The following is an 11,732-nucleotide window of genomic DNA, read 5'->3' as shown; positions in this document are numbered from 1 at the left end:
GTTCTCACCTCCTACGCGCGATTCGACTCACCACGCACGGAACGACCCGCGCGGGTGCGCAGCGCGCGCAGCGCGCCGCTACACGATGCGCGTGTAGCGCACCCCCGCGTCGTGGTAGCCGCGCTTCTGGTAGAAGCGGTGCGCGCTGTCGGTCGCGGCCGCACTGACGGCGGACAGCTGCCGGGCGCCCTGCGAGACGGCCCACGTCTCGAACGTGCTGATGAGCGCGGAACCGGTGCCGAGCCTCCTGGCCGTGGGGTCGACCACCAGCAGGAGCAGCTGCGCCGTCGGCTCGTCGGACGCGTACGCCCACGTGACCTGCGCTCCCGCGACGGCCACCGCGCGGCCGTCGTCGTCGCGGACCAACCACGTGCGGTGGCCCGCCTCGGCGGTCAGGCGTTCGAGCCGGGCGCGCATCGCGGACTCGTCCGCGGTGTGCCCGAGGGTCCGGACGAGGGCGGCGACGTCGGCGACGTCCGGGTCGGACCAGCTGGTGATCGACTCGACGGAGAAGGTCATGCTGGCGACCCTACCGACGCCACACACCGTGTGACGCCGGGAGCACACCGCACGACGCGTCGCACGGGTGTCAGTGCGTCGCCTGCTCCACGCGGATGCGCGCCAGGATCTCGGTCCGGAGCTGGTCCGGAGCGGTCTCCTTGCACGCGCGCTTCACGGTCTCCATGAGGACGACGTTCACGCGGTGCTCGGTGGTGCAGTCCTCGCAGTCGTCCATGTGCTCGCGGATGTCCGCCGCGTCTTCGCGGCGGAGTTCGTCGTGCAGGAACTCCTCGAGCTCCGCCTTGGCCTTGGAGCAGTCGCAGCCGCTCATCGTTCACCCTTTCGATCCGTGCGGCCCTGAGCCGCGGTGCGGCCCTGGTTCGCGGTGCGACCAGTGGTCGCGGTGTTCCGGCCTCGTCCGCGCATCGTCGCCGTCGACGCTGCGTCCGGGACGATGCCGGTCTCTCGGGCATGGTCTGCCAGGAGCCCCCGGAGGAGCCGGCGACCACGGTGGAGACGGCTCATGACCGTCCCGACGGGGGTCTTCATGATGTCGGCGATCTCCTGGTAGGAGAAGCCCTCGACATCGGCGAAGTAGACGGCCATCCGGAAGTCCTCCGGGATGGCCTGCAGCGCGTCCTTCACGGCGGAGGACGGCAGGTGGTCGATCGCGTCCGCTTCGGCCGATCGTGCGGAGATCGACTGCGTGACGCTCTCCGCGCCGCCGAGCTGCCAGTCCTCGAGCTCGTCGATGGTGCCCTGGTACGGGTTCCGCTGGTTCTTGCGGTACGTGTTGATGAACGTGTTCGTGAGGATCCGGTACAGCCACGCCTTGAGGTTCGTGCCCTGGCGGAACTGGCGGAACGCGGCGAAGGCCTTGACGAAGGTCTCCTGCACGAGGTCCGAGGCGTCTGCGGGGTTCCGCGTCATGCGCATCGCGGCGCCGTAGAGCTGGTCCATGAAGGGCAGCGCCTGGTCTTCGAACAGGCTCCGCAGTTCCGTCGCGGACACGGTCTTCGCGTCGACCACGTCAGCGTCCGACGCTTCGAGCGCCGCCGCTTCCTCGGAGACGGCGTCGAGCTGCTCCTCGGTCTCCTCGACCAGGTCGTGCGGTGTGGCCTGCGGCTCGTCGGTGGTCATCGCGGGCCAGTCTAGGCGGACGCCGCCGAGAGCGACCGCGTGTCCGACGCCCGGTCCAGCGAGCGTGGTCACCGCGGCGGGCAGGTCTGTCCGCGTGGGTGCGAGTGCTGTCGCCAAGGGTCCTCCCGATCGTTTCAGTAGTCTTGTGAACCGATGGCCGAGACACAGCATTCCCAGCGCGCGAACCACGAGCCCGCCCCCTGGATCGCCCCCGTCGCCGCGGGCCCCCTCAGCGGCGACGTCTCGCTGCCCGGCTCGAAGTCGCTGACGAACCGGGAGCTGGTCCTCGCCGCCCTCGCCGACGGCCCCTCGACCATCCGGCTCCCCCTGCACTCCCGCGACTCCGCCCTGATGATCGAGGGACTCCGCGCCCTGGGCGTCGGCATCGAGGAACTGCCCGGCGAGAACCCCTACGGCCCCGATCTCCGCATCACCCCCGCCCCGATGCACGGCGACGTGCGCGTCGACTGCGGCCTCGCCGGCACGGTGATGCGCTTCCTGCCGCCGCTCGCCGCCCTGGCTACCGGCCCGGTCGTGTTCGACGGCGACGAAGCTGCCCGCCGCCGTCCGATGCGCCCCGTCATCGACGCCCTCGTCGCCCTCGGCGTCGACGTCACCGACGACGGCGACGGGTCCCTGCCGTTCGCGTTCACCGGCACCGGCTCGGTCCGTGGCGGCGCGCTGACGATCGACGCCTCCGCCTCGTCCCAGTTCGTCTCCGGCCTGCTCCTCTCCGCGCCCCGCTTCGACGAGGGCCTGCACCTGACGCACGCGGGTGAGCGCCTGCCGAGCCTCCCCCACATCGAGATGACCGTCGCCGCCCTCCGCGCCCGCGGCGTCCGCGTCGACGAGCCCGCCGTCGGCGAATGGGTCGTGCACCCCGGTCCGATCGCCGCCGTCGACGTCACCATCGAACCGGACCTCTCCAACGCGGCCCCGTTCGCGATCGCGGCCCTCGTGGCCGGCGGCACCGTCCGCATCCGCACCTGGCCCACCGCGACGACGCAGGTCGGCGCCGACCTCGAGACGCTCCTGCCCCTGTGGGGGGCGAGCGTGGCCCGCGACGGTGACGACCTGGTGTTCGACGGCGGCGTCGGGATCCGGGGTGGCGCCTCCGTCCCGGGTCTCGAACTCGACCTGACCCGCGGCGGCGAGCTCGCACCCGCCCTCGTCGCGCTCGCGGCGCTGGCCGACGGACCGACCACCGTCACCGGCATCGGGCACCTGCGTGGGCACGAGACGGACCGCCTGGCAGCGCTGGCGGCGGACGTCAACCGGACGGGAGGCACGGTGCAGGAACTCGCCGACGGCCTCCTGGTCCAGCCGGCGCGGCTCCACGGCGGCGGCTGGGCCGCGTACGAGGACCACCGGATGGCGACGGCGGGCGCGATCGTCGGGCTCGTCGTGGACGGCATCGCGGTGGACGACATCGGGTCGACGGCGAAGACGCTGCCGCAGTTCCCGGAGCTGTGGGCCGAGCTCGTGGCGACCGGTGCCGGGTCTGGTTCCGGCGCTGCTCCTGCTCCTGCTCCCGGGTCGGGGGTCTGACGTGAGCTGGTGGGACGACGTCGACGGCGACGCGGACGAGGACGAGCCGTACGGCCAGTACGACGAGTCGAGCGTCCGGGTCCGGCCCAACCCGAAGGGCAACCGGCCGCGCACCAAGGTCCGTCCGACGTACGACGACGCCCCGACCGGCTGGGTGACGAACGTCGACCGCGGCCGCTTCGGCGTGCTCGTCGACTCACCCGACGGGGACCGGCTGATCACCGCGACGAAGGCCCGCGAGCTCGGCAAGAAGTCCGTCGTCACCGGGGACAACGTCTTCCTGGCCGGGGACGTCTCCGGCTCCGAGGGGTCCCTGGCCCGCATCGTCCGCGTCGCGGAACGGTCGACCCTGCTCCGCCGGAGCGCCGACGACTCGGACGACGTCGAGCGCGTCATCGTGGCGAACGCGACGCAGATGCTCGTCGTCGTGGCGGCCGCCGACCCGGAGCCGCGGACCCGGCTCATCGACCGGTACCTCGTCGCCGCGTTCGACGCCGGCCTCGACCCGATCCTCTGCATCACCAAGACCGACCTCGCCGACCCGGCACCGTTCCTGGCGCACTTCGCGTGCCTCGACCTGCGGATCGTGACGAGCCGCGCGGACGACGTCCCGTTCGAGGCCATGCACGAGGTCCTCGACGGCCAGGTCACCGTGACCGTGGGGCACTCCGGCGTCGGCAAGTCGACGCTCGTGAACGCGCTCACCGGGTCCACGCGGGCCACTGGTGTCGTGAACTCCGTGACCGGGCGCGGGCGGCACACGTCGTCGTCCTCCATCGCGCTGCAGGTCCGGGACGGCGGCTGGATCATCGACACGCCCGGCGTCCGGTCGTTCGGCCTCGGGCACGTCGACCCCGCGAACGTGTTCCGGGCGTTCGCATCGCACGCGATCCCCGTCGCCGCGCCCGTCGACGGGATCCCGCTGGACCAGGCGCACGACTGGGAGATCGTCGACCGGGTGCAGGCCGGGGAGCTCGGCCCGACGGGCATCGAGCGGCTCGACTCCTTCCGTGCGCTCCTGACGGGCATGGGCGCGCACGACCCCGGTACGGAGTAGCCGCGCGGCGCGCGGCCGCCGGTGAGATCGCACTTCGTGTCGCCTCCGCAGCGTGAAGCCGACACGAAGTGCGATCTCAGCGCCCGCCTCGAAGGACGCCGGCGGGCGCTGGCGGGGCCCGGCGGGCCCCGGCGGGCCCCGGCGTCGACAAAGTCGTACCGGAGGCGTACTATTGCCCCTCGTGTCTGAAGTTGCAAAGTACAACTTTGCGCCGACCCGCGTCGACGCTCCCGCCTCCATCGACCGCGCCGACGACGCCGCGAACCAGCACCGGGGCCACGCCGCTCCCCGACCGCCGCACCGCGCCCCGAACGTCCTCCGCCCCGTCGGGCTCGGCCGCACCCTCCTGACCTTCGCGACGCACATCCTCGTCCCGCTGTTCCTCGCGGCTGGGATGGGCCTGGCCTACCTCGGCGCGTTCCACGCCCCCGCGCCGAAGGACCTCCCCGTCGGCATCGTCGGGCAGAGCGCCGCCACGCAGGTCTTCGCGCAGACGGTCACGGACCAGTCCGACGGCGCCCTCGTCGCCCACGTCGTCGCCAGCGACAGCAAGGCACAGCAGCAGGTGAAGGACCGCGACCTCGCCGCCGTGTTCTCCACCTCGGCGTCCGGTGCCACGCTCTACGTCTCCTCGGCGGCCAGCGAGACCACCGCCACCGCGGCGCAGAAGATCTTCATGCCGATCGCCTACGACCAGCACCTGCCCTTCCACGTGGTGGACGTCGTGCCCTCGGGTGACCAGGACAGCACCGGCCAGGGACTGTTCTTCCTGCTCGTCGCCCTGAGCGTCGGCGGGTACGCCTCGGCCATCGCGGTCGCCGCGTTCGCCACGAAGCTCCGGACGGTGTGGACTGCGGTCATCGGCCTCGCGACCGCCGGTGTCGTCGCCGGCATGGGGATCGTCATCGCCGGACCGATCTACGGCGTCATCACGACGCACCAGTGGCAGATCTTCCTGTTCGCGTGGATGTACGACGCGATCATCATCGGTCTCGGGATCGGTCTGCACCCGATCCTCGGGCGGTGGACCACGCCGGTGCTCACGATGCTGTTCGTGATGCTCAACTTCACGTCCTCCGGCGGGATCTTCCAGCCGGCGTTCCAGCCCGGGTTCTTCGCGGCGCTCAACACCTTCTGGAGCGGAGCCGCCTGGCTGCAGGCCGCGCAGGACCTGCAGTACTTCCCCGGTGCGTCGCTCGGCCGGAGTTCCCTCGTGCTCACGCTGTGGCTCGTCGGCGCGGTGCTGCTCTGCGTCGTCGTGCACGGCCTCGTCGCCCGCCGCACCCGCATCGCCCGGGAGCGCGAGGTCAGCCGCCTCGAAGAGGAAGAGGTCGTCGCGGCGTAGCGCCGCTACGCTCGACCCGTGGACCTCAGCGCCGACCTGGACTTCGCCCGCTCCCTCGCCGACACCGCCGACGCGATCAGCCTGGAGCGCTTCCGCGCCGCTGACCTGCACGTGTCGAAGAAGGCCGACAGCACCCACGTCACGGACGCGGACCAGGCCGTCGAGCGGGTCCTCCGGGAGCGCATCGCGGCCGAACGCCCGGACGACGCGTTCCTCGGCGAGGAGACCACCGCGGACTCCGGCGCCGAGGCCACCAGCGAAGGCCACCGCCAGTGGGTCGTGGACCCGATCGACGGCACCGCGAACTACCTGCGCGGTGTGCCGGTCTGGGCGACGCTGATCTCCCTCGCGGTCGACGGCCGCCCGGTGCTCGGCGTCGTGAGCGCCCCCGCCCTCGGCAAGCGCTGGTGGGCGGCCGAGGGGCTCGGCGCGCACTCCTTCGACGGGGAGCTGCACGTCTCCGGGGTCGCCGAGCTCCAGGGCGCGAGCCTCAGCTACAACAGCATCCAGCAGTGGGACGAGGACGACCGCCTGCAGCCGCTGATCGACCTGTCCCGCAAGGTCTGGCGCACCCGGGCGTACGGGGACATGTGGTCGTACATGATGGTGGCCGAGGGCATCCTCGACATCGCCGGCGAACCGGACCTCAAGCCGTGGGACATGGCCGCGCTCGTCCCCATCGTGGAGGAGGCCGGCGGCCGCTTCACCTCGCTCGACGGCGACCCGGGCCCCTGGCACGGCAGCGCGCTGGCGACGAACGGCCTCGTCCACGACGCCGTCGTCGAGGTCATCCGCCGCTGACCCCGCTCGTCGCGCTCGCGGCGGGCGACACGGTCGTCGTCGTACGACAGCGACGTCGTCGCAACCGCGCGCTCGCAACAGTTGCAGGCGCGTGGCGACGACAGGGCGGCTGTCGTACGACAGCAACGTCGTCGTTCTGCGTCGGGAGCGCCCGACCGTGCCGCGTCGGGAGCGCCCGACCGTGCCGCGTCGGGAGCGCCGAGCCGCGTCCGCAGCACCCCGCCCACGACCCGCCGGGAGGCCCGGCCCGCGTCAGGCGCGCGCCTCGCCTCCGGCGGAACCCGCGTCCACGGCCTCGCGCCGTGATGCGCGCACCCGCACCACCAGGTCCCCCACCGCGAGCACCAGCGCGAGCGCGATCAGCGACACCGTGAACGTCGTGCCGCTCCGGAACGCCTCGTGGTACGCGTCCAACCGCGCCGCAGACCCGACGGACCCGGACCCCGACCCGGACGCCGCCGTCGACCCGCGCACGATCCCGTAGAAGATGCTCGTCGCCACCGCCGTCCCGATCGCGGTGCCGACCCGCTGCCCGAGCTGCTGCATCGACCCGGCGACGCCGGACTGCTCCACCGGGATCTCCGCGAGCGTCAGCGTCTGGTTCGGCGACACCACGAACCCGCCGCCGAGCCCGCCGACCAGGAACGCTCCCGCCATCGCCCACGGGGTGACGTCCGGCGTGGTCAGGGTCGCGGCGAGCATGAGCAGCACGAAGCCGACGACGACCATGAACAGCCCGAACACGACCAGGGCCCGCCCGACGCGGTTCACGATCCGCCCGCCGACGTAGGCCCCGACGGCACTCGTCGCCGCGAACGGGATGCTCACCATGCCGGCGAAGAGCGGCGCGAGCCCGAGGCCCTCCTGCAGGTACAGGGTGACCATGAGGAACGAGGCCGGCAGCGCCGCGAAGTAGACCGCGACGATCGCGAGCCCGTTCCGGTAGGACGACAGCCGGAACAGCTCGAAGTGCACCACCGGGGACTTCCCGTGCCGCTTGTACCGCATCTCCCACAGCACGAAGAGCACCAGGAACACCGCGAAGGCGACGAGCCACAGCCACCGGGCGCCGGAGTCCCCCGCACCGGTGGTGAGCACGAACGGCAGCATCAGGGTGACGATCGCGGCGCCGAGCAACAGGATGCCGACGATGTCGAGCTCGCGGTCGGCCGCGCGGCGCTGCGATCCCTTCGGCAGGAGCTTCAGTGCGAACAGCAGCGCCGCGATGCCGAGGGGCACGTTCATCCAGAACAGCAGGCGCCACCCGTCCTGCTCGCCGCCGATCGCGATGAGCCCGCCGCCGATCGTCGGACCCAGCGCGGTGGAGATGCCGATCATCGCGCCGAACAGCCCGAAGGCACGACCGCGCTCGGCACCGCGGAACAGCTGCTGGACGAGCCCGATCACCTGCGGCATCTGGGTGCCGGCGGCGAACCCCTGCAGGATCCGCGTGACCATGAGCACCTCGATGGTCGGGGCGATCGCACAGAGCAGGCTCGCGGTGGTGAAGGCGACGAGCCCGGTGATGAACAGGGCACGCCGGCTCTTCAGGTCCCCCAGCCGCCCGGCGGGCACGAGTGCGAGCCCGAACGCCAGGGCGTACCCCGCGACGATGAGCTGCAGGGACGAGCTCGTCGCGTCGAGGGAGCGTTCGATCGACGGCAGGCCGACGTTGACCTTCGAGAGGTCGAGGATCGTCAGGGCGGCGACCGCCACGCAGACCCCGAAGGCCCGCCAGCGCGTCCGGTCGTCGGGGAGGTCGTCGGTCACCCCACCGGTTCTACCCGGACCACGCCGGGCGCGGCCGAGCAGCAGGGGACACGGGTGTACCCCGTTTCCGTACCACGAAGTACTCGCCAACACCAATCGTGACCCCCCGCGCGGGGGGTCACACCCCCCGTACTGGGGTGATGAAGCGTCACATCCGATTGCGCGGACTGGCTCATCCGACCCGCGCCTGGGTTATCGTCGCTGTCAGACGGCAGGTCAGGTGGCGTCTCGGGATCCCTAGTCCCGATGCAGATCCGGCCGGTCGTGTTCGTCGAAACCCTAACCCGAGGGGTGATACAGACGATGACATCATCGTTCCCGAGCGAGATCGAGTGCACCCTCACTCGACCGCATTCCAACCACGAATCCTCCGGCGCTCCCCTGATGAGCGCTTCACGATCGATCAGTCGTGCGGCCAACCCCCGCACCCTCGTCCGATCCGCCTCCGTGCGCCCCGCCGTCCAGTCCGTCTCAGGACCCGGAGGCCGGTGAGTCCGCATGGAACTCACCGGTCGACGTTCTGAGGTCGACCGGATCGCGACCCTCGCAGTGCTCCCTCGGGAGTCCGCGATGGTCGTCGTCGGCGACCCTGGCTCCGGACGCTCCAGCGTCCTCGACGCGGTCTCGCACCGCGTCTCCATCCCCGTCGTCCGGCTCGGCGTCAACGGCTCCGAAGCCCGTTGGCCGATGTCGGGAGTGACCTCCCTGTTCACCGCCCTCGACGACCCCCGGGCCTCGGCGCACATCGCGCGCCTGGTCCGGAACGTCGACGAGGGCCTCGCCGCAGCGCACGACTTCCTCGACGCCGTGCACGCGCTGACGCTCCCGCCGACGCTCGTGCTCATCGACGACCTGGACCGCATGGACGCCGAGAGCCAAGAGCTCATCGCGTTCCTCGCGGGACGGCTCGCCGGCACGGCACTCCGCCTCGTGGCCACGGTCCGCCGTGTCCCCGCCGGCGGTCCGCTGGCGTCGCTGCCCATCCTGCGGCTCGAACCGCTGCAGCCGGACGAAGCACTCGTGCTCGCCCGGGACATGGCACCCGAAGAGGCGAACGACGGCGTCCTCGCCGTCCTCGCCGAGGAGACCGGCGGCAACCCCGGTGCCCTCCGCGAGCAGATCGGCGCACTCCGCCGTGAACAGCTCGTCGGCACCGAGCCGATCGTCGTGCCCCTGCGACCGACCCCGACGACCTCCGCAGCCGCGGAGCTCGTCCTCGAAGCCGCTGCGGGACGCGATCTGGACGTCCTCGCCCGGCTGGCCCTCGTCCCGACGGCGCGCGTCGCCGGCTGGGACCGTGACGCGATCGACGACCTCGTGGGCGCCGGCCTCGCCACGGTCCGCGGGCAGTCGATCTCCGTCCGTGACCCGCTCGTCCGCTCCGCGCTGTACTGGAGCATGCCCGCACGGGACCGCCGCGAGGCGCACACCGAGCTGGCTGCGAGCGCCGCTGCCCACGACGACCGTTCGGCCGCGTGGCACGCGAGCTTCGTCGACGACGTCCCCGACGCCGCCGCGCTGCTCCGCGCCGCTCGTTCCTACGCCGTCGACGGCGACTCGCACGCCGCCGTCGCCCTGACCGAACGTGCCCTGCACATCGGGACGGGATCGGAAGCGGAGCACGTCGCCCTGCTGGGTGTCGCCGAGGTCCTCCTCGGACACCGGCTCCTCGGCTTCGCGGCGCGCTACCTGGCGGCGATCAAGCCGTTCAAGGAGCTCGCGGACGAGGTGCGGCGGCTCCGGCTGCAGTACTCCGTCCAGTACCTCAGCGGCGACGCTGTCCACGCGGACGAGCTGATGGTGCCGATCGACACCGACGACGACAGCGAGGCGGACTCGCTCGCCGGGCTCCTGGCCATGGTGGCGTCCTTCCGGGCGGAGGCGTGGGAGCTCGACCAGGCCCGCGACCTGCTGCACCGGGCCGAGCTCTTCGAAGCCCGTGGCTCCGCACACACCGTGGAGATCCTCGGCACGGCGCGTGACCTCGTGTCCGCGGTCGACGGCACCCTGCCGCCGGACGCGGAGCTGCACGACGGCCTCGCGGCGCAGAAGCTCCTCGCGATGTCCGACCCCGCACTGCTGCTCCTCGCCCACGCGCTGAGCCTCGCCGAGCGCTACCGCAGCGCCCGCCGGGTCTTCGCGCTCGTCCTGGCCCGCGCCACGGACACCGCGCCGGTGTGGCTCGAGGCCGCCCGCTACCTGTCCGCCGAGAACGAGGTGCGCTCCGGGAACTTCCGGCAGGCGCTCCGCGCGATCGACGTGTGGGAGGCCGGCTCAGCCGTCGTCGAACGGCTCCGCGAACCGTCGCGGGCGATCGCCGTCGCGTGGCGGCACTTCGCCGAGGGCCGGTCCGCCGACGCCCTCGACGTCGTCGACCACTGCCTGCGGCAGCGTTCCACGAACCGGCTGTGGGGAGCGACGGCGAAGCTGTACGCCCTCCGTGGTCGCGTGCTGCTCCTCGACGGTCGTCTCGAGGAGGCGGCTGCGTCCCTCGAGGCCGCCGACGCCATCGGTCGCAGCCTCCGGAACCCGGCGGTGCTCCGGCACCTCGGCGACCTGGTGGAGGCGTACTCCCGGCTCGGCCGGACCGACGACGCGCGGAACATCACCGCGCGGCTCGCGGCCGACCACCACGCCCGGCCGTCCCGCTGGGGTGCGCTGGTCCTCGCGAGGAGCCTCGCGCTCATCGCGGACGACACCACGAGGGACACCTCGCGGCGTCGTGCACTGGAGATCTTCCAGCCCGCGGACTCGCAGTTCGAGCGTGCTCGCACCTTCGCGGCACTCGCCGCGATCGGTGTCCCGGCGGACCGTGCCCGGCTCGGTGCCGCGGCCGCGGCGGCGTACGAGGCCGCCGGTCTCCGACGTCCGCTCGCGACGCCGGCCCCGACCGTCGCGATGCCGTCGTTCGGTGGCACCGGCATCGGTTCCGGTCCGTTCACGGGCGGTGTGCGCTCCGGCGCACTGCTGTCCGCGACGACCCCGATGACGCCGGGGACCCCGCGGAGCGCTCCGGACGCAGCGGCGGTGCTCACCTCGCTGACGGCGGAGGAGCGCGCGGTGGTGCAGAAGGTGACCGAGGGGTACCGCAACCGCGAGATCGCCTCGTCGCTCTACATGTCCCAGCGGACGGTGGAGCTGCGGCTCACGCAGATCTACCGGAAGGTCGGGGCGCGCTCGCGTTCCCACCTGGTCGCGCTGCTCACCTGATCGAGAACACGCGTCACCCCGGACGGGAGGCACGGTGCCAGCTGGCACCGTGCCTCCCGTTCGTCGTCTGCCCACGGTGCGGGCCGTTGCGCGACTCCGCACGCCACCGCGCGGTCTCGCACGGTGCGCGCGAAGAACCGCAACAAGCGTCGCGGAGCGTTGTCGGAGGGCGGCCCGGCCGGTGATGCTCGTTCTTGCACCGACCGCCGCGTCTCCCCGGAGGCCAGCCCACGGTACCCCGATCGGTACCCGAACCGTCGGCCCACGTACGCCGACGTCCGTCCTCGCCTGATCCGAGGACGGGCGCCGGTACGGGCCACGGCCCCGATCGCGTGGCAGACCCGAGCGGCGGTCGGTGCC

Annotated in this window: 9 protein-coding genes; 5 read left to right on the top strand and 4 right to left on the bottom strand. The window is 72.3% G+C overall.

Going from position 1 to position 11,732, the window contains the following annotated elements; all coding sequences use genetic code 11:
- Positions 1 to 78: 78 nt before the first annotated feature.
- The 3 genes from EDF24_RS15880 to EDF24_RS15870 form a co-directional block, all read right to left on the bottom strand.
- Positions 79 to 519, bottom strand: a complete 441-nt coding sequence (locus EDF24_RS15880) for a GNAT family N-acetyltransferase (protein WP_123653671.1) — start codon at positions 517 to 519, stop codon at positions 79 to 81.
- A gap of 70 nt (positions 520 to 589) precedes the next feature.
- Positions 590 to 832 (bottom strand): zf-HC2 domain-containing protein, encoded by a 243-nt coding sequence (locus EDF24_RS15875; protein WP_123653672.1) that lies wholly within the window; start codon positions 830 to 832, stop codon positions 590 to 592.
- Positions 829 to 1,641: a sigma-70 family RNA polymerase sigma factor gene (locus EDF24_RS15870; protein ID WP_123704371.1), complete on the bottom strand. Its 813-nt coding sequence runs from the start codon at positions 1,639 to 1,641 to the stop codon at positions 829 to 831. The genes EDF24_RS15875 and EDF24_RS15870 overlap by 4 nt, the downstream gene beginning before the upstream one ends.
- 153 nt (positions 1,642 to 1,794) lie before the next feature.
- Between EDF24_RS15870 and aroA the strand changes: the two genes are divergently transcribed.
- The 4 genes from aroA (at position 1,795) to EDF24_RS15850 (ending at position 6,392) form a co-directional block, all read left to right on the top strand.
- Positions 1,795 to 3,189 carry a 3-phosphoshikimate 1-carboxyvinyltransferase gene (gene aroA / locus EDF24_RS15865; protein WP_123704159.1) on the top strand — a complete coding sequence of 465 codons (1,395 nt, stop codon included), beginning with the start codon at positions 1,795 to 1,797 and terminating at the stop codon, positions 3,187 to 3,189.
- A 1-nt stretch (position 3,190) separates the two neighbouring features.
- Entirely contained in the window at positions 3,191 to 4,246 is a 1,056-nt protein-coding gene (gene rsgA, locus EDF24_RS15860) for a ribosome small subunit-dependent GTPase A (RefSeq protein ID WP_123704369.1), read from the top strand.
- 181 nt (positions 4,247 to 4,427) lie between these two features.
- Complete coding sequence (locus tag EDF24_RS19555; protein ID WP_260233471.1) at positions 4,428 to 5,591, top strand: hypothetical protein; 1,164 nt, start codon at positions 4,428 to 4,430, stop codon at positions 5,589 to 5,591.
- Between the two features lie 18 nt (positions 5,592 to 5,609).
- A complete protein-coding gene (locus EDF24_RS15850) occupies positions 5,610 to 6,392 on the top strand; it encodes an inositol monophosphatase family protein (protein ID WP_123704157.1) in 783 nt (260 codons plus the stop codon).
- Between the two features lie 252 nt (positions 6,393 to 6,644).
- Here EDF24_RS15850 and EDF24_RS15845 read toward each other — a convergent pair whose 3' ends face one another.
- The gene (locus EDF24_RS15845) at positions 6,645 to 8,162 is read right to left on the bottom strand and encodes an MFS transporter (RefSeq protein WP_185021695.1); all 1,518 of its coding nucleotides are present in this window, start codon (positions 8,160 to 8,162) and stop codon (positions 6,645 to 6,647) included.
- Positions 8,163 to 8,660: 498 nt separating this feature from the next.
- On the opposite strand from EDF24_RS15845, the gene EDF24_RS15840 reads away from it, so the two are divergent.
- On the top strand, positions 8,661 to 11,372 hold the full coding sequence (locus EDF24_RS15840; RefSeq protein WP_123653677.1) for a LuxR family transcriptional regulator: 2,712 nt from the start codon (positions 8,661 to 8,663) through the stop codon (positions 11,370 to 11,372).
- Positions 11,373 to 11,732 lie beyond the last annotated feature (360 nt).

The organism is Curtobacterium sp. PhB130, from assembly GCF_003755165.1.
Classification (GTDB): Bacteria; Actinomycetota; Actinomycetes; order Actinomycetales; family Microbacteriaceae; genus Curtobacterium.
The sequence above is the reverse complement of the archived record's forward strand: the minus strand, read 5'-3'. Positions and strand labels throughout refer to the sequence as shown.

Bases quoted from the DNA above. Each gene is read 5' to 3' on its own strand.
- EDF24_RS15870 (WP_123704371.1), bottom strand. From the start codon at position 1,641: ATGACCACCGACGAGCCGCAGGCCACACCGCACGACCTGGTCGAGGAG.
- EDF24_RS15840 (WP_123653677.1), top strand. From the start codon at position 8,661: ATGGAACTCACCGGTCGACGTTCTGAGGTCGACCGGATCGCGACCCTC.
- EDF24_RS15875 (WP_123653672.1), bottom strand. From the start codon at position 832: ATGAGCGGCTGCGACTGCTCCAAGGCCAAGGCGGAGCTCGAGGAGTTC.
- aroA (WP_123704159.1), top strand. From the start codon at position 1,795: ATGGCCGAGACACAGCATTCCCAGCGCGCGAACCACGAGCCCGCCCCC.
- EDF24_RS15880 (WP_123653671.1), bottom strand. From the start codon at position 519: ATGACCTTCTCCGTCGAGTCGATCACCAGCTGGTCCGACCCGGACGTC.